Origin of the sequence: Actinocrinis puniceicyclus (assembly GCF_018283645.1) — a bacterium.
Classification (GTDB): domain Bacteria; phylum Actinomycetota; class Actinomycetes; order Streptomycetales; family Catenulisporaceae; genus Actinocrinis; species Actinocrinis puniceicyclus.
Map to the genome: position 1 here is coordinate 64,125 of NZ_JAGSXH010000004.1, position 23,567 is coordinate 87,691.

Here is a 23,567-nt window from a genome sequence, read left to right on the forward strand (position 1 = left end):
GTCGCAATCCTGCTTCTTGACGTCGTTGCGCGGATCAGGCGTCGAGACTGAGCACCATCGTCGGGCGGTCGATGACGTGATCCGGACGCAGCGGGCGCACCGCCGTGCCGATCGCGAAGAACTCGGTGGTGTGCGAGCCCCAGGTATGCGAGTGCTGGCGTAGCTGCACCGCGACGATGCCCTCGGCGTCCAGCGCCTCGGCCTCCGCCTGCATCCGGCTCATCGCCAGCTCGCGCGCGTCGTACAACGCCTGCGTGAACTGCTCGATCTCCACGTTGCGGCCCGCGTTGCCGATCACCTGGCCGAAACGCTGATGCGCGATGTGGTAGACACACGAGCCCATGACCATGTCAAGGGGAGCATAACCGGCGCGGACCAGAGTCCAGAAGTCCTGGCCGGACAGGTCCGAGGTGAACGGCTTGTTCTTGTTGTTGCGCCAGCTGCCGTGCGCGCCCGGGTCCGCTCCGTCCGCCTTCACCGCCGTGCCCACCGCGATGAACTCGGCGATGTCGTTGCCGAACTCCTTGAACTCGACCTCCAGCCGCACGCCGACGATGCCGTCCGCGCCCAGCGCGCTCGCCTCGGCCTCCATCCGGCTCATCGCCAGCTCGCGGGCGTGGTACATGGCCTGCGACAGCGTGGTCATCTCCTGGTTCTTCGACCAGCGGCCCAGTTGCAGGCCGACGTGGTAGATCGACGAGCCGAGCACCAGCCCCAGCGGGCGGAACCCGACCTCGCGCACCAGCAGGAACTCGTTCACCGTCAGGTCCGAGGTGAAGATCGAGCCCTTACCCGGCCGCAGCTGGGCCAGCCGGCGCATGGCGTCCTCGGGCACTCCCTGCGCGACCAGGTCCCCGGTCTCCTGCTGGATGGACTGCTCGGTCATCCTCAGCGCTCCCGATTCAGGGTCATGATGGTCAGTGGCTTGGGCCCGGAGCCGCCGGGCGCGCGGTCGAAACGCGCGATCGAGGTGCCGACGAACACGGCCTCCGCGATGTGGTCGCGCTGGTTCTCGTAGGACGGACACTCCCGCTCGCGTACACGCAACTCCATCTCGTCGACCACGATCCCGTCGCCGCCGTGCGCCTTCGCGTCGAGCTGGAGTTGGTGACGGGCGTCGTGCCTGGCGTGGTTGATCAGCTGCGTGTAACCGTCGACCTCCTGGTTGCCCGCAGTCCAGCGCAGTTGCCCGTACGTGCGCCAGTCATCGTGCCGCGTAGCGATCGAGATGCCCAGCACCAGGCCGGTCGGCACCCAGCCGCCGTGCAGCAGCTTGGCGAACTCCTGTCCGGTGACATGTGAGGTGAACGGCTTCGCCGGCCGCGCCTTCGAGCGGGCGCGCACCGCCGTGCCGAGCGCGGTGAACTCCATGCCTCCGGCCGAGAAGTGGCCCACCCGCAGTTTCACACCGACGATGCCGTCCCCGCCGAGCGCCTCGCACTCGGCCATCGCGCGCGCGAGTGCCAGCCGGCGCGCGCCGTACATGGTGCGCACCAACTGGGAGAACGGGGCGTAGGCGGATGAGGAGACCTCGGTGCCGCCGTAGTACGACCAGGCGCCCGAGCAGCCCCAGCGCCCGGCGAAGCCGATGTGGAACACCGCGGTGCCCAGCACCTGCCCGACCGGGTCGAACCCGGCGCCCGTGATGGCGGCGAACTCCTGCGTGCTCAACGCGGAACCCCAGGTGTGGCTGGCGTTGATCTCCGCCATGCGCGCTCGGGCCAACCCGGGCAGGACGGCGTCCCTCTGCTCTGTCATCGGACCCCCGGTCGGAGACGGAAGTGCGCTCAACGGCAGCGTATGGCATCGCGGGCCCGCGCGGACGCGAACCTGCCCGGAAGATCGAACAAACAGCTCGGCCGGTCGGTCGCGAAGCGCGCTGCGAGCCTGAATCCGACGTCAGTCGAACAGCGCCTTGCCCGGGCCGTGCTCGATGAAGGACCGCATGCCGGTGGCCCGGTCCGGGGTGGCGAACAGCCCGGCGAACTGCGCCCGCTCGATCTCCAGGCCCGTGGCCAGGTCCGTCTCCAGACCGCGGTCGATCGCCTCCTTCGCCGCGCGCAGCGCGAAAGCCGGTCCGGCCGCCAGCTCGGCGGCCCAGGCCAGCGCGTTCGGATACACCTGCTGCGGGGCCAGCACCCGGTCCACCAGACCGATGCGCAGCGCCTCCTCGCCGCCGACCATCCGGCCGGTGAAGACGAGATCCTTGGCCCGGGCCGGGCCGACCAGCCGGGCGAGCCGCTGTGTGCCGCCCGCGCCCGGAATGAGTCCCAGCTTGATCTCCGGCTGCCCGAACTTCGCGTCGACGGCGGCGACCCGCAGGTCGGCGCACAGCGCCAGTTCGCAGCCGCCGCCCAGCGCGAAACCGGTGACCGCGGCGATGACCGGCTTCGGGATGCGGGCGATCGCGGTGAAGGAGTCCTGCAACGCCCCCGACCGCCGCACCATGTCGGTGTAGGAGAGCTGCGCCATCTCCTTGATGTCCGCCCCGGCCGCGAACGCGACCGGGCCGCCGTAGAGCACCACCGCGCGCAGGCCGTCGTCGCCCGTCACGTGCTGCGCCGCCTGCTTGAGCTCGGCCTGTACACGGGAGTCCAGCGGGTTGAGCTTCGGCCGGTCGATGCGGATCGTGGCGACCCTGGGGTTCTGCTCGGCGACCTCGATCCGCACGTACTCGGCGCTCCACACGGTCCGGACGCCGGACACAGCGCCCTCGTTCGGCTCAGTCAACGATGACACTCCCTCGGATCGCCGTCAGCCTGCGCCGCTCATCCAACCACGAGCGCGCGGTCGCGGAAATCACCGCGCCGGCAAGGCCCGGCGCGACCCGCCAAAAGGCACAATGGACACCATGAGTGACCAAGCTGGCGATCCGTATCGCGCGGAACAATGGGACCGGCCCTGGCCCGGAAGCTGGCACCCACTGGGCGCGCACCACGACGGACAGGGCGTCAACTTCGCGCTCTGGGCGGCCGGAGCCGAGGCCGTGGAACTGTGCCTGTTCGACGACTCCGGAGACGAGCACAGAGTCCCGCTGGCCGAGTCCACGTTTCACATCTGGCACAGCCACCTGCCCGGCATCCAGCCGGGTCAACGCTACGGATTCCGCGTGCACGGCCCCTGGGATCCGGCCCGCGGACGCCGCTGGAACGCCGACAAGCTGCTGCTCGACCCGTACGCGCGGGCGCTGGAAGGCGATTTCGTCCTCGACGACGCCGTGTACGCGCACGCGAAGCACGGCTCGACCGCGAACTCGCACGCGCGCGACGACCGCGATTCGGCCCCGCACGTCCCGCACGGCATCGTGATCGGCCAGGTCGACGTCGACACAGGTCTGCGGCCGCACACGCCGTGGGCCGAGACGATCATCTACGAGCTGCATCTACGCGGCTTCACCATGCGGCACCCGGCCGTACCCGAGGAGCTTCGCGGCACGTACGCCGGCTTGGCACATCCGGCAGTCATCGACCACTTGGTGCACCTAGGCGTCACCGCGGTGGAACTGCTGCCGATCCACCACTTCGTCTCCGAGCCGCACCTGCTCGAACGAGGGCTGTCCAACTACTGGGGCTACAACTCGATCGCCTACTTCGCCCCGCACGCGCCGTACTCCGCGGCGGCCCGGCGCGGCGAGCGCGGCGCGCAGGTGCGCGAATTCAAGGAGATGGTGGCGGCCCTGCACGCGGCCGGCATCGAGGTCATCCTCGACGTGGTGTACAACCACACCGCGGAAGGCGGCGGTGACGGACCGACACTGTGTTTCCGCGGGATCGACAACGAGAGCTACTACCGGCTCGACGAGAAGAACCCGAGCCGTTACGCCGACTACACCGGCTGCGGTAACACGCTCAACGTGGTGCAGCCGCACGTCCTCCAGCTGATCACCGACTCGCTGCGCTACTGGGTCACCGAGATGGGCGTGGACGGCTTCCGCTTCGATCTGGCTTCCGCCCTCGCCCGCTCGTTCCACGACGTCGACAAGCTCTCCGCGTTCCTGACCGTCATCGCGCAGGACCCGGTGCTCCAGCAGGTCAAGCTGATCGCCGAGCCGTGGGACGTCGGCGAGGGCGGTTACCAGGTCGGCGAGTTCCCGCCGCTGTGGACCGAATGGAACGACAAGTTCCGCGACACGGTCCGCGACTTCTGGCGCGGGGCGCGCACCGACGTGCGGGACCTGGCCTACCGGTTGTCCGGTTCCTCAGACCTCTACCAGGACGACGGTCGCCGCCCTTACGCGTCGATCAACTTCGTCACCGCGCACGACGGTTTCACGATGCGCGACCTGGTGACGTACAACCACAAGCACAACGAGGCGCACGGCGAGAACAACCGCGACGGGACCAACGACAACCGCTCGTCCAACTACGGGGTCGAGGGCGAGAGCGACGACGAGGCGGTCAACCAGCTGCGCCGGCGTCAGATCCGCAATCTGATGACCACGCTGGTGTTGTCCACCGGCGTGCCGATGATCACGGCCGGGGACGAGTTCGGTCGTACGCAGGGTGGCGACAACAACGCCTACTGCATGGACAACGAGGTCGGCTGGGTCGACTGGTCGCTGCTGGACAAGGGCGAGTGGTCCAGCCTGCTCGATCTGACCCGGCGCCTGATCCACCTGCGCAAAAGGCATCCGGTGCTGCGTCAGCGGGTGTTCTTCTCCGGGCAGCCCGCGCACCCGGGCGGTCTCCAGGACATCGCCTGGTTCCGGCCGGACGGCGAGGAGATGACCGACGGAGACTGGTTCGCCCCGGCATCCGGGCTCGGGGTCTATCTCTCCGGCCAGGACATCCGAGGCCGCGGGCCGCACGGAGAGCGCATCACCGACGACAGCTTCCTGCTGCTGGTGCACGCGGGCACGGAGGAACTGCCCTTCGTGCTGCCCGGCGATCCGTGGGCGCGCTGGTACCACACGGTGATCGACACGACGCTGGAGGGAGACCCCGGCGCGCGGGACAACGTCACCTTCGGCGGCGGCCTGGAGGTCGACCTCGCGCCGCGCTCGCTGCTGCTGTTGCGAGCCGATCCCGAGTCCTGGTCGGCCACCTGAGGCCGCGGCAGCGGATCGTGCGCGCGGCCGCGGCGTGGGCCGCGGCCGCGCTCGACGCTTCCCAACCTCGAAAACGGCGGGGTTCAGCCGGTGCGCATCAGCGCATGAAGTTGTTCTCGCCGTCGCCCGAGGTGGAGACGGTCACCTCGGTCGGCAGCACAGCCAGTCCCAACTCCGCGGCGGTGGACAGCAGCGGATGCTTGGGCACGGCGCGCACGGTGTAGCCGAACGGACCGGACCGGTCGAGCTCGACGACCCCTTCGTACCGGGCGCGGCCGAGATCGTCCACGCCGTTGCGCTCCAGCGCGACCGCATGCGTGTCACGCAACTGGTCCGTCTCGTCGACCCGGCCGTAGACCGCCTGGACCTCCAGGTCGTCCGCGGTGATCGAGCCGAGCTGGACCAGCGCCCGCACGTGCAGCGTGCCGCCGAGCCGCGGCGCACCCTCGCCGTTTCCGTCGCTGTCCGCGACCGCGTCAACGTGCTCGATCTGCAGCTGCGGCCAGCTGCTCTTGATCCGCTGCGCCCACTGCGACAGCTCGATCGCGCCGCTATAGCCGTCCGCGGTCACCGCGCGCGCCGACGCGGCCGCCGGGATGTACAGCTGCCGCACGTAGTCGCGCACCATCCGGCTGGCCAGCACCTTCGGGCCGAGCGTGCTGAGGGTGTGCCGCACCATCTCGATCCATCGGGTCGGCAGGCCGGCCGCGTCGCGGTCGTAGAAGCGGCGGCTGACCGACGCCTCGATCAGCTCGTAGAGAGCGGACGCCTCCAGTTCGTCGCGCCGGTCCGGATCGTCCACGCCGTTCGCGGTCGGGATGGCCCAGCCGTTCTCGCCGTCGAACCACTCGTCCCACCAGCCGTCCCGGATGGACAGGTTCAGTCCGCCGTTGAGCGCCGCCTTCATCCCGGAGGTGCCGCAGGCCTCCAGCGGCCGCAGCGGGTTGTTCAGCCACACGTCGCAGCCCGGCAGCAGGGTCTGCGCCATCGCCATGTCGTAGTTGGGCAGGAACACGATCCGGTGGCGCACCTTGTGTTCGTCGGCGAACCGGACCAGCTCCTGGATCAGCCGCTTGCCGCCCTCGTCGGCCGGGTGCGCCTTACCGGCTATGACCAACTGGATCGGGCGCTGCGGGTCCAGCAGCAGCGAGGTGAGCCGTTCGCGGTCGCGCAGCATCAGCGTCAGTCGCTTGTACGACGGGACCCGACGGGCGAAGCCGATGGTGAGCACGTCCGGATCCAGCACGTCCGCGGTCCAGCCCAGCTCGGCCTCGGACGCGCCGCGGGCGATCCAGGAGTCCTTGACCCGCTGGCGCGCCTCCTCGACCAGCGCGGCGCGCAGCACGCAGCGGATCTCCCAGATCGCCTTGTCCGAGAGCCGGTCCACCGCGGCGAACGGGTCCTCTCCCAGCGCGCCGGGCCCCAGTTCCCGCTCGACCAGTTCGAAGACGGCCGGGTGCACCCAGGTCTCGGCGTGCACGCCGTTGGTCACCGAGGTGATCGGCACCTCCGGGGAGTCGAAGCCGGGCCACAGGCCGCCGAACATCTCCCGGGAGACCGCGCCGTGCAGCACCGAGACGCCGTTGGCGCGCTGGGCCAGGCGCAGGCCCATCACCGCCATGTTGAAGCAGCCCGGGTCGCCGCCGGGGTAGTCCTCCGCGCCGAGCCCGAGCACGTGCTCCATCTGCACCGCGGGCGACTGGTTGTCCCCGCCGAAGTTCTCGGCGACCAGGTCGTGCGAGAAACGGTCGATTCCGGCCGGGACCGGGGTGTGCGTGGTGAACAGGGTGCCGGCGCGCACCGCGGACAGCGCGGCGGCGAAGTCGAGACCGCTCTCCTCGGTCAGTTCCCTGATTCGCTCGACGCCGAGGAAGCCGGCGTGCCCCTCGTTGGTGTGGTAGACCTCGGGCTGCGGGACGCCGGTGATCCGGCAGTAGGCGCGCACCGCGCGAATACCGCCGATGCCCAGCAGCATCTCCTGATGCAGCCGGTGCTCGCTGGAGCCGCCGTAGAGCCGGTCGGTGATCTCGCGGCCGCCGTCCGCGTTCTCCTCGATGTCGGTGTCGAGCAGCAGCAGCGGCACGCGGCCGACCTGCGCGAGCCACACCTGCGCGACGAGTTCACGCAGCCCGGGCAGGCCGATGGTGACGCGCAGCGCGGTGCCGTCCGGCTCGCGGACCTTGGTCAGCGGCAGGTTGTCCGGGTCTATCAGCGGATAGGTCTCCAGCTGCCAGGCGTCCCGGGAGAGCGACTGGCGGAAGTAGCCGTGCTTGTACAGCAGGCCCACGCCGATGATCGGGACGCCCAGGTCGGATGCGGCCTTGAGGTGGTCGCCCGCCAGGATGCCCAGGCCGCCGGAGTACTGCGGCAGCACCGCGGTGATGCCGTACTCCGGGGAGAAGTAGGCGATGGAGCGCGGGGCGTCGGTCAGGCTCTGGTACCACTTCGGCTCGGTCAGGTAAGCGTGCAGGTTCGCGGCCGCGTCGGCGATCCGCGCCGTGAACCGGCCGTCGGCGGCCAGCGCGGCCAGCCGCTCGGTCCGCACCGCGCCGAGCAGGCGGACCGGATCGCAGCCGACGGCCTCCCACTGCCCGGGGTCCACCGCGGCGAACAGCTCCCGCGTGGGCGCGTGCCAGGACCAGCGCAGGTTCGCCGCCAACTCGGCCAGCGCAGCGAGCGGTTCGGGAAGCACAGTGCGGACGGTGAAGCGTCGGATAGCCCTCATGCCTCGCGACAGTAGCGGCTGGTCACCGGGTTTCGCGACACGGTCGCTCAGGTTCGGCGGCGGCGCGCTGGCGTACACTCCCGAACGCCCCCGGGTCGACCGGGTCGCGAGCGGTGCGCCGGACGACCTCCACGGCCCCGCATGTCGCGTGCATCGCGCTAAATCGGATATGAATCCGGCATGAGCATCGGACGCATCCCCATCCTCGACATCCAGCCGCGGATCCTCGACGGAGCGCGCCCCGTCAAAGCCGTGCCCGGCGAGCAGTTCACCGTCACGGCGACCGTGTTCCGGGAAGGGCATGACGCGGTCGCCGCGAACGTCGTGCTGACCGGCCCGGACGGTGAACGAGGGCCGTGGACCCCGATGCGCGAACTGACCCCCGGAACCGACCGGTACGGCGCGCAGGTGGCCGCTGACCGGCGCGGGGAGTGGACCTTCCACGTCGAGGCGTGGTCGGACCCGCTCGCCACCTGGTACCACGCGGCGCGGGTCAAGATTCCGGCCGGAATCGACGTGGAGCTGGTCTTCGAGGAGGGCGCGCAGCTGTTCGAGCGCGCGGCGGCCGCGGACCCGGTCACCGGTCCCGCCGCCGGGCGTCCGTCCAGGGGAGGTGGCGAAGGTCACAGAAATAACACAGATGGAGTAGAACCCATCACCCACATGCGCCCCATGAGCCCCAAGCGCTCCCCCAGCGCGCCGACTGCTTCACTCGGAGGGACGAGCGCGGCCGCCGGCTCCGCGGCCGAAGCGGTGATCGAGCGCGTGGAGGCCACTCTCGGCGATCTTGCCGGACGGGCACGCATGAACGGCGGCCCCGCGCCCGTCGCGGCCGAACCGGACAGCTCGGACCCCGAGGTGCGGCTGCTGCTTGAGACCGCTCGGCTGCTGCGTGACGTCGAGGTTCCCGCGGCGGCCAGGCTCGCCGCCGTCGAGGAACCGCGGGTACACAGCGCGCTGGCCGCGCGCCCCGTGCGCGATCTGCTGACCGAGAGCGAACGCTGCCCTCTGCGCGTCGACCGGGCGCGTGCCCTGTTCGGGTCCTGGTACGAGTTCTTCCCCCGCTCCGAGGGCGCGCAGGTGGACCCGACGGGTGCCACGCCCCCGGTCCCGGGCACGCTGCGCACCGCCGCCGAGCGGCTGCCCGGCGTCGCCGACATGGGGTTCGACGTGGTCTACCTCCCGCCGGTCCACCCGATCGGCACGGCCTTCCGCAAGGGCCCGAACAACACCACGACGGCCGGGCCGCTGGACGTCGGCTCGCCGTGGGCGATCGGCTCCCCGGACGGCGGGCACGACGCGATCCACCCGGACCTGGGCAACTTCGCCGACTTCGACCACTTCGTCGATAGGGCCGGGCAGCTGGGCATGGAGGTGGCGCTGGACTTCGCGCTGCAGTGCTCGCCGGACCACCCCTGGGTGGAGAAACACCCGGACTGGTTCGCGCACCGCGCCGACGGCACCATCGCCTACGCCGAGAACCCGCCGAAGAAGTACCAGGACATCTACCCGCTGGACTTCGACGGCCCGGGCGTGCTGCCGGCGATCCTGGAGGAGTGCGAGCGGGTGCTGCGGCTGTGGATGGGCCACGGCGTGCGCATCTTCCGGGTCGACAACCCGCACACGAAGCCGGTGCTGTTCTGGGAGAGGTTGCTGGACCGGATCCACGCGACCGACCCGGACGTGCTCTTCCTCGCCGAGGCGTTCACCCGCCCCGCGATGCTGCACACGCTGGCGAAGATCGGCTTCCACCAGTCGTACACGTACTTCACCTGGCGCAACACCAAGTCCGAGCTGCAGGACTACCTGACCGAGCTGAGCCAGTCCAGCTCGCCGTTCCTGCGACCGAACCTGTTCGTCAACACCCCGGACATCCTGCACGAGTACCTCCAGTACTCTGGCCGCCCGGGCTTCAAGATCAGAGCCGTCCTCGCCTCGACCCTCAGCCCCTCGTGGGGCGTCTACGCGGGCTACGAACTGTGCGAAAGCGTTCCGGTGCGACCGGGCAGCGAGGAGTACCTTGATTCGGAGAAGTACCAGTTGCGGCCGCGCGACTGGGCCGCCGCGCAGGCCGAGGGCCGCTCGCTGGCGCCGTTCATCGCGCGCCTGAACTCACTGCGTCGTGAACACGTTGCACTGCAAGGGTTACGTAATCTCAAATTTCACTCCGCCGACAACGATGCTGTGCTGTGCTACTCCAAGCGCACAGCCACCGATCTGGTCCTGGTGGTCGTCAATCTCGATCCGCACAACACGGTCGAGGCCACCGTCTCCCTGGACCTGTCCGAGCTGGGCCTCGGCTGGGACGACCGACTCACCGTACGCGACGAGCTGTCCGGCGCGGTCTTCCACTGGGGCCGGGACAACTACGTCCGGCTCGACCCGCACGATCAGCCGGCCCATCTGCTCACCCTGATCAGGTAGAGCCCTGATCGGAAGCGGTACGGGGCCCCGGCCCGCGGTGCGGTTCCACGGGCGGTCGGCGGCCGTGTGCAGTCCACCCTCATCCGCGCACCACATGGTGCTCCCGGCACTACTGGAGTGACCGTGATCGTCAACGAACCGGTATCAGACTCACCGCTGGACATTCCGAAGAGCGAACGCGATCCGGAGTGGTTCAAGCGCGCCGTCTTCTACGAGGTCCTGGTCCGCTCCTTCCACGATTCGAACCACGACGGCACCGGCGATCTCAAGGGCCTGACAAGCAAGCTGGACTACCTGCAGTGGCTCGGCGTCGACTGCATCTGGCTGCCGCCGTTCTTCAAGTCGCCGCTGCGCGACGGCGGGTACGACGTGTCCGACTACACCGACGTGCTGCCGGAGTTCGGCGACCTGGGCGACTTCGTGGAGTTCGTCGAGCAGGCACACGCCCGCGGCATCCGGGTCATCATCGACTTCGTGGTCAACCACACCAGCGACCAGCACCCGTGGTTCCAGGCTTCACGCAACGACCCCGACGGCCCGTACGGCGACTACTACGTGTGGGCCGACGACGATAAGCAGTACGCGGACGCACGCATCATCTTCGTCGACACCGAGACCTCGAACTGGACCTTCGACCCGGTGCGCAAGCAGTACTACTGGCACCGCTTCTTCTCGCACCAGCCGGACCTGAACTACGAGAACCCGAAGGTGCACGCCGAGATGCTGGCGGCGCTGCGGTTCTGGCTCGACCTGGGCATCGACGGCTTCCGGCTCGACGCCGTGCCGTACCTCTACCAGGAGGAGGGCACGAACTGCGAGAACCTGCCCAGGACGCACCAGTTCCTCAGGAAGGTGCGCAAGATGGTCGACACGGAGTACCCGGACACGGTGCTGCTGGCCGAGGCGAACCAGTGGCCGGCGGACGTGGTGGAGTACTTCGGGGATCCGCGGGCGGGCGGCGACGAGTGCCACATGGCGTTCCACTTCCCGGTGATGCCTCGCATCTTCATGGCCGTGCGCCGCGAGTCGCGCTACCCGATCTCCGAGATCATGGCTCAGACCCCGCAGATCCCGTCGAACTGCCAGTGGGGCATCTTCCTGCGCAACCACGACGAGTTGACGCTGGAGATGGTCACCGACGAGGACCGCGACTACATGTACGCGGAATACGCCAAGGACCCGCGGATGAAGGCGAACGTGGGCATCCGGCGGCGGCTGGCCCCGCTGCTGGAGAACGACCGGCGGCAGATCGAGCTGTTCACCGCGCTGCTGCTGTCGCTGCCCGGCTCGCCGGTGCTCTACTACGGCGACGAGATCGGGATGGGCGACAACATCTGGCTCGGCGACCGGGACGGGGTGCGCACCCCGATGCAGTGGACCCCGGACCGCAACGCGGGGTTCTCCTCGTGCGACCCAGGGCGGTTGAACCTGCCGGTGATCATGGACGCGGTCTACGGCTACCAGTCGACGAACGTCGAAGCGCAGATGGCCAGCTCCTCCTCGCTGCTGCACTGGACCAAGCGCATGATCGAGATCCGGCGGCAGAATCCGGCCTTCGGCCTGGGCACCTTCCAGGAACTGGGCTCGACGAACCCCTCGGTGCTGGCGTTCATCCGCGAGCTGAAGGGCAAGGACGCCCCGCGCGGCGCCGAGGGCACCGACGACCTGGTGATGTGTGTGATGAACCTCTCCCGCTTCCCGCAGCCGACCGAGCTGGACCTGCGCGCCTTCGAGGCGATCGAGCCGGTGGAACTGATCGGAGGGGTGCACTTCCCGAAGATCGGCGAGCTGCCTTACCTGCTCACGCTGGGCGGGCACGGGTTCTACTGGTTCAAGCTGCAACGACCCTAGCCGCCGTTTCACGGCTCCTGCCCGGGGAACTGCGAAGCGCCCTGGGCGGGATCGCCGGTCGGCGCACCCAATTACCGCGCCGAAAGCAGGGTAGGAGGCGCGGTATCGACGTGCCCCGGAGTGCGGGTGCTGGGCGAGACAGCCACGGCGGAAAGGATGACCGACGATGACGTCGACGATCGACATGGCGCACGCCACGCTGGACGGCCGCGCGGCCGACCGGCTGGCCGAACTGCTGGCGGGCTGGCTGCCGCAGCAGCGCTGGTTCGGCGGCAAGGGCCGGCGGATCCAGTCGGTCACCCTCGCTTCCTGCCTGGCCACGCCGGGGATCGGCGACGACCACGGCGAAGAGGTCCGGCTCTGGCACGTGCTGGCGCAGGTGACGTATCCGGACGGGGCGAACAACGGCGAGGCGCCGCAGACCTACCAGGTCTTCGTGGGTGTGCGGCGCTCCCTGCCGGACCGGCTGCGGCACGCGGCGATCGGCGACCCGGGCACGGCGGTGCCGGAACTCGGTGGTCACTGTTACGACGGGCTGCACGACGCGCACCTGGCCGCCTGGCTGCTGGAGCGACTCGCCGCGCGGGACACGGTCGGGCCGCTGCGCTTCGACAGGTTCGCCGGGCAGGTGCTGCGCACGGACCTGCGCGGGACCGTGCTCACCGGGGAACAGTCGAACACCTCGGTGGTGTACGGCGACCGGTACATCGCGAAGGTGTTCCGCCGCCCGGCCCCCGGCCGCAGCCCGGAACTGGAGCTGGGCCTGGCGCTGGCGGTGGCCGAGTCACCGCACATAGCGCCGCCGATCGGCTGGGCCGAGTACGCCGACCCGGATCTCGACGAACCGATGACGCTGCTGACCCTTCAGGCCTTCCTGCCGAGCGCGACCGACGGATGGGCGCTCGCGCTGACCAGCGTGCGGGATCTGTTCGCCGCGGAGCCGGACGTGTCGGCGGCGCGCGCGGGGGCGGATTTCGCGCCCGAGGCGCACCGGCTCGGCATGGCGACGGCGCGGGTGCACCGGGCACTGGCCGCCACGCTGCCGACCGGCTGGCTGGAGGGCGAGGAGCTTGAGCAGCTGGCCGCAAGCATGCGCCGCCAACTGGAACTGACGTCGCGTCAGGTGCCGCAGCTGCTGCCGTACGCACCGGGGCTCGGCGAGGCGATAGACCGGCTCGCGGCGCTCGGCGGTCCACTGCCGGTGCAGCGCGTGCACGGGGACTTCCACCTCGGACAGGCGATGCGGACCGTCACCGGCTGGATCCTGCTGGATTTCGAGGGCGAGCCGGCCAGGTCGCTGACCGAACGGCGGGCCATGGTCAGCCCGCTCAAGGACATCGCCGGAATGCTGCGTTCCTTCGACTACGCGGCGCATCACCTGCTGGGCACGATGTCGACGCTGGCGGACCAGCCGCCCGCGGCGACCGAACTGATGACCGTACGGGCCGCCGAGTGGGCGGCGCGCAACCGCGACGCCTTCTGCCGCGGCTACGCGGAGTCGCTCGGCTACGATCCTCGGGCGCAGGCCGCGGTGTTGCGCGCGTTCGAGATCGACAAGGCGGTCTACGAGGTGGGTTACGAGGCGGCGAACCGGCCGGCCTGGCTGCCTATACCGCTCAACGCCTGCGCGCGGCTCGCGCGGCACTGAACCGCCCGTAGGGCACTGATCCGGCGGAAAGCATGGGGATGGCGGCGGCCGGGCGTTGCCCGGCCGCTTCTGCGACGTGCGCGACGGCCTGTCCGCAGCATCCTGCGACTGGCCGCAAAATCTCGGCGGAACAACGCGGCGCGTGAGCGTATAGTCAGATCGCTCCGCTAGGTGTCAGTGCATTCATTTAGGGGGATACGGTGCGCCTGCGCCGAATCACAGCATCGACCGTTCTGCTCCTGACAGCAGCTTCACTCGCCCCGGTCACACACGCCGCGGCCGCTACGGGGAGCACTCTCTACGTCAACAACGCACCCTCAGCCAACTGCTCCGACTCGGGGACGGGCAGCAGCACGACGCCGTTCTGCAAGATCCAGCCGGCCGTGAACGCGGCGACGGCCGGAACCACGGTGCTCGTCGAGCCGGGCTTCTACGCCTCGCCGGTCGACATCTCCAAGACCGCGACCGCGGACGCTCCCATCACCATCAGCTCCGTGGTCAAGGACCAGGCGGACATCGAGATCGACACCGGACCCGCGATCACGGTGTCGAACGCCGCCTACGTCACTCTCGAAGGCTTCGACGTCAGCGCCACCAGCGGGCAGACCGTCGTCATCGACAACTCCTCGCACGTGACGATGGACGGCGTCCAGGACATCCTGGGGAACACGGACCCACACCCGGTGGTCGAGATCACCGGCACCTCGACGTACGCCACCATCAGTCGCAGCCGTTTCAGCACGGAGGGGCACAGCGCGGCGATCCAGATCGACAGCGGTAGCGCGCATGACACGGTGACCACCAACGTGTTCGACGGATTGAGCGGCGGGATCGTCGTCAACGGAGCGACTGACGCGGTAATCGCCAGCAACTCCCTCTACTACGTGTGCAACCAGGCGATCACCTTGCACGGCGCCTCGACCGGTGCGTCGATCGAGAACAACGCGATCTACATGGTGGAAGAGCCGGCGACGTACAACTCGTGCCTGACGTCCACCGACCCGCAAACCGACATCGAGGTCGACGCTGACGCGACCTCGGGAACCACCGTGGACTACAACGTGCTGGAGTCCAACGCGGACTTGTACACCTGGGCCGGCGCGTCCTACTCGAGCGCGACGGACCTGAACCGAGTCACCGGTCAAGCCGCACACGACATCAACACGGATTTCCAGCTCGGCATCGATTACGGGCCGACGGGCGACAGTTCCCCGCTCGTCGACTCGGCGGACGCGAACGCGCCGGGCGAACTGAGCACCGACTACGCCGGCGCCGCGCGGGTCGACGACCCGAACGCCGCGAACACGGGCACCGGGGCCGGCTACTACGACCGGGGCGCAGTCGAGTACCAGGACCCGCTGGCCGTCGCGGTGGCCCTCGACTCGCAGACCGGGACGGCGCCCGCGACATTCACGGCGACCGAATCGGTGGCCACGGCCGGTTGGTCCCCGGTGAGCAAATGGACGATCGACTTCGGTGACGGAAGCGCGAAGCAGGGCACGACGTCGCCTTCGGTGATCAGCCACACTTACACGAAGTCCGGCTCCTTCACGGTGACCGTCACGGGAACCGACTCGTACGGAACCGCGTCGGCCACCACCCGGGTTTCGATGTTGGCCTCAGGCGCCTATCACCCGCTCTCGCCGCGTCGCGTCCTGGACACCCGTAAGGGAACCGGTACGAACGGCGTCATCTCGCCGTTGCAACCCGGCGGTACGCAGGCCGTGACCATCGAGGGCGCCGACTCGATCCCGGCAAGCGGCGTCACCGCGGTCGCCGTGAACATCACCGTGACCAACGCCAAGGCCGACGGGTACATCACCGCATACGCCGACGCCACGGGCCGGCCGGCTACCTCGAACCTCAATTTCACCGCAGGCCAGACGGTGCCGAACATGGCCATCGTTCCCGTGGGCGCGGACGGGAAGATCGCCCTCTACAACGGCAGCGGCGGGACGGCCGACCTGATCGCCGACGTGGCAGGCTACTACGGCCAGGGCAGCGGGAGCGGCGCCGGAGCGCTCGGCAGCGGTGCTGTGCGCATCCTGGACACGCGCAACGGCACCGGAACGGCGAAGGCGCCGATCACGGCAGGAGGCACGCTGAGCTTCGGCAGTGACTGGTTCACCGGTGTCAGCGCCGTGGTCCTGAACGTGACCATCACCAACCCGAAGGCCTCCGGCTACCTGACGGCCTATCCGGGCGCCACAACGCGGCCGACCGCGTCGAACCTCAATTTCGGCGTGGGGCAGGCGATCGCCAATATGGTGGTCGTCCCGGTGGGCGCGGACGGCAAGATCGACTTCTACAACGGCAGCGGCGGTACGACCGACCTGGTCGCAGACATCGTCGCCGAATTCACGACCTTCGGCGGCGCCGGTTACGTACCCATCACGCCGACCCGGATGCTCGACACGCGGAAGGGAATCGGAGCGCCGGCGGCAGCCGTGGCACCGAACGGCACAGTCAACCTGAAGACGATCGGGGTCGCACCGCTACCGGCCACGGACGTCGGAGCCATCGCAGCGAACGTCACCGTGACGCAGCCGACGAGCGGTGGATACATCACCGTCTACCCGAACTACCTCACGACGCCGCCGGGCACCTCGACCCTGAACTTCACGGCCGGCAAGACCGTGCCCAACCTGACGGTCAGCGCGCTCGAGTACAACGGAATCAAGCTGTTCAACGGCAGCGCAGGGACCAGTCAGCTGATCGTGGACGTTTTCGGCTACTACGACGACGGCGTCCCGCCGGCGAACTGAGCCCGACGGACGTTCGCCGGTTTCCCAGCCGATGACGCCGGGCCCGTCTGAGGAACCTGCGCACCCTTCAGACGGGCCCGGACCGGCCTCTACTCGACGCTCTCCAACAACTCGTCGGCGGCCGCGAACGGGTCCAGCGCGCCCGACACCACCCGGTCCGCCAGCACCGCGATCCGCGAATCGCCGTGCAGCGAACCGAAGCGCGAACGCAGCACCGCGAACGCGATCGCCTCGATCTCCGCCGCCGCGCGCGCCCTGCGGCGCACCGCGAGCTTTCCGGTCTCGGCCAGCCACGCCCGGTGCTTCTCCAGGGCCTCGACCACCTCGCCGACACCCTCGCCGCGCGAGGCCACGGTCTTGACGATCGGCGGCCGCCAGTCGCCGGCCTCGCGCCGCTCGCCGAGCGCGAGCATGTGGTTCAACTCGCGCGCGGTGGCATCGGCGCCGTCCCGGTCGGCCTTGTTGACCACGAACACGTCGCCGATCTCCAGGATCCCCGCCTTCGCCGCCTGGATGCCGTCGCCCATGCCCGGCGCCAGCAGCACCACCGAGGTGTCCGCCGCCGAGGCGACCTCGATCTCGGACTGCCCGACGCCCACGGTCTCCACGAGGATCACCTCGCAGCCCGCCGCGTCGAGCACCCGCAGCGCCTGCGGGGTCGCCGCCGACAGCCCGCCGAGGTGACCGCGCGAGGCCATGGAACGGATGTAGACCTCCGGGTCGGTCGCGTGCTCCTGCATCCGCACCCGGTCGCCGAGCAACGCGCCGCCGGAGAAGGGCGAGGAGGGATCGACGGCCAGCACGCCGATCCGTTTGCCGCGGGCCCGGTAATCCGTGACCAGCGCGCTGGTGGACGTCGATTTGCCTACGCCCGGGGCGCCGGTCAACCCCACGATGTACGCACCGCCGGTGTGCGGCGCGAGGATCGCCATGAGTTCACGCAGCGCGGGCGAGCCGTCCTCGACCATGGAGATGAGGCGGGCGACCGCGCGCGGGTCGCCACCGCGCGCGCGGTCCACCAGAGCATGGACGTCAGTCACGACTCAAGACCCTATCCATGCCGGTCAATCTCGGGGCGTCGTCGTGGCCGTCTCCCGCGACCGTCTCAGCCACGCTTCGGCACGGTGATGATCAGCGCGTCGCCCTGACCGCCGCCGCCGCACAGCGCCGCCGCGCCCGTGCCGCCTCCGCGACGCTGGAGCTCCAGCGCCAGGTGCAAGGCCAGCCGCGCGCCCGACATGCCGATCGGGTGTCCGAGCGCGATCGCGCCGCCGTTGACGTTGACCTTCTCCTCGCCCACCCCGAGATCGCGCATGGACTGGATGCCGACCGCCGCGAAAGCCTCGTTGATCTCGATCAGGTCGAGATCGCCGACCGTCAGCCCGGCCTTGGCCAGCGCCGCGTTGATCGCGTTCGAGGGCTGCGAATGCAGCGAGTTGTCCGGGCCGGCCACGATGCCGTGCGCGCCGATCTCGGCGATCCAGTCCAGCCCCAGTTCCTCGGCCTTGGCCTTGGACATCACGACCACGGCAGCCGCGCCGTCCGAGATCGGGGACGCGTTGCCCGCGGTGATCGTGCCGTCCTTCGCGAAGGCCGGGCGCAGCCTGCCCAGGCCCTCGGCGGTGGTGTCGCCGCGCACGCCCTCGTCGTCCCTGACCACGATCGGGTCGCCCTTGCGCTGCGGGATCTCCACCGGCACGATTTCGGCCTCGAACACCCCGTTCTTCTGCGCGGCGGCCGCGCGCTGCTGCGAGCGCGCCGCGAACTCGTCCTGTTCCTGCCGGCTGATGCCGAGTTTGCCCACGTAGCGCTCGGTGGACTCGCCCATCGGGACGTGGTCGAAGGCGTCGGTGAGCCCGTCGAAGGCCATCGCGTCCAGCACTTCGATCGAACCGTACTTGTATCCGGTACGGGCGTTGGGCAGCAGGTGCGGGGCGTTCGTCATCGACTCCTGCCCGCCGGCGACCACGATCTGCACCTCGCCGGCCCGGATCAGCTGGTCCGCCAGGGCGATCGCGTCGAGCCCGGAAAGGCAGACCTTGTTGATGGACAGCGCGGGCACGCGCAGCGGGATGCCCGCCTTCGCCGCGGCCTGCCGCGCCGGCATCTGCCCGGTGCCGGCCTGAAGCACCTGGCCCATGATCACGTAGTCGACCTGGTCGGGGGCGACCCCGGCGCGCTCCAGCGCGCCTTTGATCGCGAATCCGCCGAGGTCCGCCCCGCTGAACGGGGTCAGCGCGCCGAGTAGTTTGCCCATCGGGGTGCGCGCTCCGGCGACGATGACAGAGCTGGCCATGATCGGTACGCCTCCTGAAGATGGCGGTCGAGTGTCGTGTTCGACACTATCCACAATTTAGCTACCCCCCAGTAGGGTCTGTCACTGTCGGTTTGACCACAGTGCCGGTTTGACCGCAGTGCCGGTTTGACCGCAGTGCCGGGGCCGCCCGCATGAACCCAGCCCGGCCGTGAGCCCCGCTTCGGGCAGCATCCGTCAGGTACAACACCCAGCGACCCTGGAGGCATCCATGATCACTCGCATCGACCACATCGGCATCGCCTGCCGGGATCTCGACGCGAGTATCGAGTTCTACCGGCGCGCCCACGGCTTCGAGGTCGTGCACAGCGAGGTCAACGAGGAGCAGGGTGTGCGCGAGGCCATGCTCCGCATCAACGGCACGGACGACGGCGCCGCGTCCTACCTCCAGTTGCTGGAGCCGATCCGCGACGACTGCGCGATCGCCAAGTACCTCGAGAAGCACGGCGAGGGCGTGCACCACATCGCCTTCGGCACAGCCGATGTCGTCGCCGCCACCGAAGCCGCGACGAGCACCGGGATTCGCGCCCTGTACCCCGCTCCCCGGCGCGGTACGTCCAACTCCTCCATCAACTTCCTGCACCCGAAGGACTGCCACGGAGTGCTCACGGAACTCGTCCAGGCAGCCGACCCCGCCGACGCGCATCACAGCTGAACACCGCTGAACACCGCTGAGCAACCGCGGCCGGGCTTCAGGCGTCTGCGATCAAGCGTCAGGTCGTCTGCGGCCGGGCCGGTTGTCCCCGCCGGCCGCTTCCCCTCCGTGTCCGCTCGCCCGGATAGACTGTCCGGTCCTGCCTGAACCAGGTCCAGGCGCGTTGGACCGCGTCCAAGAGTCCTATCGGAGGTCGTCCTTCCCTTGCCTCAGCCCGCGACGAGCACCGGCGCGCCTGATCGGGCGCAGCGCGCCGAGATGCAAGCCGAGCAGCGCCACGTGGACCGGGTGCACGAGCGCCTTGAGGTGATGCGCCGGCACGCCCGTGCGTACGAGGCCGAGGGGCACCGGCGCGCCCTGTTCGGCAACGAGGGCGGCTTGGTGGAGCGGGACGCGATCGTGTACCAGGCCGCGGTCTGGCTGCGGCGGCTGGACAGCCAGGAGGAGGGGCTGGTCTTCGGCCGGCTCGACTTCGACGACGGGGAGATCCGGCACATCGGCCGGATCGGGGTTCGCGACGAGGAGTACGAACCGCTTGTCGTCGACTGGCGCGCGCCGGCCGCCGCGGCGTTCTACCGGGCCACACCCGCCGAGCGGATGGACGTCGTGCGTCGGCGCACGATCCGCTGCGTCGGCGCCAAGGTCACCCGCCTCGACGACGACCTGCTCGACCCGGACCGGGCGCGGTCGCTGGAACTGACCGTCGTCGGCGACGGCGCGCTGATGGCCGCGCTGACGCGCAAGCGCGGCGCGGCGATGCACGACATCGTCGCCACCATCCAGAAGGAGCAGGATCTCGCGGTCCGCTCGCCGGCCGAGGGCGCGACGATCATCACCGGCGGACCGGGCACCGGCAAGACCGCGGTGGCGCTGCACCGTGCGGCGTACCTGCTCTTCAACGAGCGCAAGCGATTCGAGTCCGGCGGCGTGCTGATCGTCGGGCCTTCCGCGGTATTCGTGTCCTACATCGAACAGGTGCTGCCCTCGCTCGGCGAGCACACCGCCGCGTTGCGTTCCCTCGGCGAACTGGTCGAGGGGGTGCGCGCGACCCGGCACGACCCGGCCGACCTCGCCCAACTGAAGGGCTCCGGCGCGCTGCTTCCGGTGCTCGGCCGGGCGGTGCGCGCCACACCGCCGGGCACGCCGCGACAGTTCCGCGCGACGTACCACGGGCATGTCATCCAACTCGACGGCCATCGCCTGGACGACCTGCGCCGCACGGTCCTGCACCGCAACTCGCGCCCCAACGCGGCCCGCGCCAACGCCGAGACCGCGCTGGTCGAAGCCGCCTGGGAGCGGCTGCCCGCCGAGTTGCGCGAACGCCGCCGCACCGAGCGCGCGATCTTCGATCGGGACCTGCGCGACCGTTCCGACTTCGAGCTCTTCGTCCAGCAGTGGTGGCCCTACCGCACTGCGCAGGAGGTGCTGCGCATGTGCGGTGATCCGCAGACCCTGGCGCGCTACGCGGGCCGGCACCTGGACCGCGCCCAGGTCGAGGCGCTCGCCGAGTCCTGGCGCGGTCGCGGCGACGACGGCGCGCGCGACTTCGCCGTCGAAGACGTGCCGCTGCTCGACGAGCTCGCGCAGTTGCTCGGTACCGCGCCCCAGGAGGACGACGACGAGGAGGACCTGTACTCAAACCTCTTCGAGGGCAGCAGTGTCGCAGAGGTCTCCTCATGGGCGGACCGAACGGCGCAGGCCGGCCGTCGCGACCGCGTGCGGGAAAGCTTCGCCCACGTGATCGTCGATGAGGCCCAGGACCTCTCTCCGATGCAGTGGCGCGTCCTCGGGCGCCTCGGGCGCCGGGCGACCTGGACGATCGTCGGCGATCCGGTGCAGTCCGCGTGGCCGGATCCGCAGGAGTCGGCGGCGGCGATGCGGGTGGCGCTCGGTGACCGCACGCATTACGTGCACGAGCTGCGCACCAACTACCGCAACTCGGCCGAGATCTTCGCATACGCGGCGCAGTACGCGAGGAAGGCGGCCCCGGAGGCGTCATTGCCTGACGCGGTGCGTTCGACGGGTATCCCGCCGGAACACCGCGAGGACCTCGAATCAGCGGTCGACGAAGCGCTCGCGGCGGTCGAGGGCACGGTCGGCGTCATCACCGCCCTCGGAACCGCGCGGGCGACGGCCAGCCGCCTGGGCGCGCGGGTGGACGCGGCGGATGGCCGGCTGGTGGTCATCGACGCCCTCGACGCGAAGGGCCTGGAGTACGACGCCGCGGTCGTGCTCGATCCGGAGGAGATCGAGGGCGAGTCACCGGCCGGGACGCGCACCCTCTATGTCGCCCTCACCCGCGCGACGCAGAGGCTTTATATCTGCCGACCGGGCTCCGGACCGCGTGGGACCGACACCATTGCCGGCGCCATGACGGACTGACCGCGCGGCGTCCGTCTCGTGCCGCCCCGCCCCCGGACCGATCAGGCCGACGCCGATCGGTCCGTTCGGGGCGGCCGGCGGCGGATCCCGGATCCGGCCCGACGCCTCCGGCCACGTCCCGGTCCCGGCCACGGTGCCAGGTCCCGCGCTGTGATCCGCACCACCCCGACTGTGTGGCGCACCCATCTAGCCAACGGCGGCGGTCGGCGGCATAGTTACTCGCAAGTAACACATCGCTGTCAGCCGACGGCCACAAAACCCCGTTACATGCCGGTCCGAGTACACCTACGCACAGCACACGACGCTCACGCGACCATCCAGTTGGAGGCCGACCCCCATGAGCACGATCAACCCAGCTCCCGCATCCACGTGCGCACCTTCCTCCCCGCAGCTCAAAGCGATCCTCGACGCGATCAACGCCGGGGACACCGCGCCGGAGGCCTTCGCCGCACTGCCCCTGCCCGAGGCATACCGGGCGGTCACGGTGCACGCGGACGAGACCGCGATGTTCGAGGGCCTGGCCACCCGGGAGAAGGACCCCCGCGCCGCCCTGCACGTCGAGGACGTGCCGCTGCCGGAGCTGGGCCCCGGCGAGGCCCTGGTCGCGGTGATGGCCAGCGCGATCAACTACAACACCGTGTGGACCTCGATCTTCGAGCCGGTGCCGACCTTCGCCTTCCTGCGCAAGTACGGCAGGCTGTCCGCCCTGACCAAGCGGCACGACCTGCCGTACCACGTCATCGGTTCCGACCTGGCCGGCGTGGTGCTGCGCACCGGGGCCGGAGTGAACAAGTGGCGGCCCGGCGACGAGGTGGTCGCGCACTGCCTGTCCGTGGAACTGGAGGACGCCGCCGGGCACGACGACACCATGCTCGACCCGGAGCAGCGCATCTGGGGCTTCGAGACCAACTTCGGCGGCCTGGCCGAGGTCGCGCTGGTCAAGACGAACCAGCTGATGCCCAAGCCGGCGCACCTGACCTGGGAGGAGGCGGCCAGTCCGGGGCTGGTGAACTCGACCGCGTACCGGCAGCTGGTCTCGCGCAACGGCGCCGGGATGAAGCAGGGCGACGTGGTCCTCATCTGGGGCGCGTCGGGCGGCCTGGGATCCTACGCGACGCAGTTCGCGCTGAACGGCGGCGCGATCCCGGTGTGTGTGGTCTCCTCCCCGCAGAAAGCCGAGATCTGCCGCGCGATGGGCGCCGAGCTGATCATCGACCGCAGCGCTGAGGGCTACCGGTTCTGGAGCGACGAGACGACGCAGAACCCGAAGGAATGGCAGCGCTTCGGCGCCCGCATCCGCGAGCTGACCGGAGGCGAGGACCCTGACATCGTGTTCGAACACCCGGGCCGGGAGACCTTCGGCGCCTCGGTTTACGTGGCGCGGCGCGGCGGCACGATCGTCACCTGCGCCTCGACGAGCGGCTTCCAGCACGAGTACGACAACCGCTACCTCTGGATGAACCTCAAGCGGATCATCGGCTCGCACTTCGCGAACTACCGCGAGGCGTGGGAGGCCAATCGGCTGGTGCAGAAGGGCCGCATCCACCCGACGCTCTCCCGCACCTACCCGCTGGCCGACGCCGGTCAGGCGGCCTTCGACGTTCATCGGAATCTGCATCAGGGCAAAGTGGGCGTACTGTGTCTAGCACCAGAGGAAGGGCTGGGGGTGCGTGACAGCGCACTGCGGGAGCGGCACCGGAGCGCGATCGAACGCTTTCGTAACGTCTAAGGCTCCCCGGCCCGGAATCTGACAGGA

Annotated in this window: 14 protein-coding genes; 8 read left to right on the top strand and 6 right to left on the bottom strand. The window is 69.7% G+C overall.

All coding sequences use genetic code 11. The annotated features are described in order from the left end of the window. Positions 1 to 34: 34 nt before the first annotated feature. The 3 genes from KGA66_RS02190 to KGA66_RS02200 all read right to left on the bottom strand — a co-directional run bounded on the left by KGA66_RS02190 (position 35) and on the right by KGA66_RS02200 (position 2,688). The gene (locus tag KGA66_RS02190) at positions 35 to 820 is read right to left on the bottom strand and encodes a heavy metal-binding domain-containing protein (protein ID WP_369015794.1); all 786 of its coding nucleotides are present in this window, start codon (positions 818 to 820) and stop codon (positions 35 to 37) included. Positions 821 to 888: 68 nt separating this feature from the next. After that, entirely contained in the window at positions 889 to 1,758 is an 870-nt protein-coding gene (locus tag KGA66_RS02195) for a heavy metal-binding domain-containing protein (RefSeq protein WP_211463889.1), read from the bottom strand. Between the two features lie 141 nt (positions 1,759 to 1,899). Beyond that, entirely contained in the window at positions 1,900 to 2,688 is a 789-nt protein-coding gene (locus tag KGA66_RS02200; protein WP_211463979.1) for an enoyl-CoA hydratase/isomerase family protein, read from the bottom strand. Between the two features lie 154 nt (positions 2,689 to 2,842). On the opposite strand from KGA66_RS02200, the gene glgX reads away from it, so the two are divergent. Further along, on the top strand, positions 2,843 to 5,047 hold the full coding sequence (gene glgX, locus KGA66_RS02205; RefSeq protein ID WP_438822014.1) for a glycogen debranching protein GlgX: 2,205 nt from the start codon (positions 2,843 to 2,845) through the stop codon (positions 5,045 to 5,047). 97 nt (positions 5,048 to 5,144) lie between these two features. Here glgX and glgP read toward each other — a convergent pair whose 3' ends face one another. Further along, the gene (gene glgP / locus KGA66_RS02210) at positions 5,145 to 7,772 is read right to left on the bottom strand and encodes an alpha-glucan family phosphorylase (protein WP_211463899.1); all 2,628 of its coding nucleotides are present in this window, start codon (positions 7,770 to 7,772) and stop codon (positions 5,145 to 5,147) included. 180 nt (positions 7,773 to 7,952) lie between these two features. On the opposite strand from glgP, the gene KGA66_RS02215 reads away from it, so the two are divergent. From KGA66_RS02215 to KGA66_RS02230, 4 genes are all read left to right on the top strand, one after another. After that, positions 7,953 to 10,196 carry an alpha-1,4-glucan--maltose-1-phosphate maltosyltransferase gene (locus tag KGA66_RS02215; RefSeq protein ID WP_211463901.1) on the top strand — a complete coding sequence of 748 codons (2,244 nt, stop codon included), beginning with the start codon at positions 7,953 to 7,955 and terminating at the stop codon, positions 10,194 to 10,196. Positions 10,197 to 10,319: 123 nt separating this feature from the next. Then, the gene (gene treS, locus KGA66_RS02220) at positions 10,320 to 12,047 is read left to right on the top strand and encodes a maltose alpha-D-glucosyltransferase (RefSeq protein WP_211463903.1); all 1,728 of its coding nucleotides are present in this window, start codon (positions 10,320 to 10,322) and stop codon (positions 12,045 to 12,047) included. 166 nt (positions 12,048 to 12,213) lie between these two features. Next, on the top strand, positions 12,214 to 13,695 hold the full coding sequence (locus KGA66_RS02225; protein WP_211463905.1) for a maltokinase N-terminal cap-like domain-containing protein: 1,482 nt from the start codon (positions 12,214 to 12,216) through the stop codon (positions 13,693 to 13,695). A 383-nt stretch (positions 13,696 to 14,078) separates the two neighbouring features. Beyond that, positions 14,079 to 16,460 carry a PKD domain-containing protein gene (locus KGA66_RS02230; RefSeq protein WP_211463907.1) on the top strand — a complete coding sequence of 794 codons (2,382 nt, stop codon included), beginning with the start codon at positions 14,079 to 14,081 and terminating at the stop codon, positions 16,458 to 16,460. Between the two features lie 89 nt (positions 16,461 to 16,549). Here KGA66_RS02230 and meaB read toward each other — a convergent pair whose 3' ends face one another. Both meaB and KGA66_RS02240 read right to left on the bottom strand, forming a co-directional pair. Further along, positions 16,550 to 17,500 (bottom strand): methylmalonyl Co-A mutase-associated GTPase MeaB, encoded by a 951-nt coding sequence (gene meaB, locus KGA66_RS02235; protein WP_312886700.1) that lies wholly within the window; start codon positions 17,498 to 17,500, stop codon positions 16,550 to 16,552. A 65-nt stretch (positions 17,501 to 17,565) separates the two neighbouring features. Then, positions 17,566 to 18,756 (bottom strand): acetyl-CoA C-acetyltransferase, encoded by a 1,191-nt coding sequence (locus KGA66_RS02240; protein WP_211463909.1) that lies wholly within the window; start codon positions 18,754 to 18,756, stop codon positions 17,566 to 17,568. Between the two features lie 229 nt (positions 18,757 to 18,985). On the opposite strand from KGA66_RS02240, the gene mce reads away from it, so the two are divergent. The 3 genes from mce to ccrA all read left to right on the top strand — a co-directional run bounded on the left by mce (position 18,986) and on the right by ccrA (position 23,540). After that, the gene (gene mce, locus KGA66_RS02245; RefSeq protein WP_211463911.1) at positions 18,986 to 19,429 is read left to right on the top strand and encodes a methylmalonyl-CoA epimerase; all 444 of its coding nucleotides are present in this window, start codon (positions 18,986 to 18,988) and stop codon (positions 19,427 to 19,429) included. A gap of 204 nt (positions 19,430 to 19,633) precedes the next feature. Next, on the top strand, positions 19,634 to 21,811 hold the full coding sequence (locus tag KGA66_RS02250; protein WP_211463913.1) for a HelD family protein: 2,178 nt from the start codon (positions 19,634 to 19,636) through the stop codon (positions 21,809 to 21,811). Between the two features lie 337 nt (positions 21,812 to 22,148). Beyond that, positions 22,149 to 23,540: a crotonyl-CoA carboxylase/reductase gene (gene ccrA / locus KGA66_RS02255; RefSeq protein ID WP_211463915.1), complete on the top strand. Its 1,392-nt coding sequence runs from the start codon at positions 22,149 to 22,151 to the stop codon at positions 23,538 to 23,540. Positions 23,541 to 23,567 lie beyond the last annotated feature (27 nt).

Coding starts and splice junctions, on each gene's coding strand:
- ccrA (WP_211463915.1), top strand. CDS start 22,149: ATGAGCACGATCAACCCAGCTCCCGCATCCACGTGCGCACCTTCCTCC.
- glgX (WP_438822014.1), top strand. CDS start 2,843: ATGGACACCATGAGTGACCAAGCTGGCGATCCGTATCGCGCGGAACAA.
- mce (WP_211463911.1), top strand. CDS start 18,986: ATGATCACTCGCATCGACCACATCGGCATCGCCTGCCGGGATCTCGAC.
- KGA66_RS02190 (WP_369015794.1), bottom strand. CDS start 820: ATGCGCCGGCTGGCCCAGCTGCGGCCGGGTAAGGGCTCGATCTTCACC.
- KGA66_RS02240 (WP_211463909.1), bottom strand. CDS start 18,756: ATGGCCAGCTCTGTCATCGTCGCCGGAGCGCGCACCCCGATGGGCAAA.
- KGA66_RS02195 (WP_211463889.1), bottom strand. CDS start 1,758: ATGACAGAGCAGAGGGACGCCGTCCTGCCCGGGTTGGCCCGAGCGCGC.
- KGA66_RS02215 (WP_211463901.1), top strand. CDS start 7,953: ATGAGCATCGGACGCATCCCCATCCTCGACATCCAGCCGCGGATCCTC.
- KGA66_RS02225 (WP_211463905.1), top strand. CDS start 12,214: ATGACGTCGACGATCGACATGGCGCACGCCACGCTGGACGGCCGCGCG.
- glgP (WP_211463899.1), bottom strand. CDS start 7,772: ATGAGGGCTATCCGACGCTTCACCGTCCGCACTGTGCTTCCCGAACCG.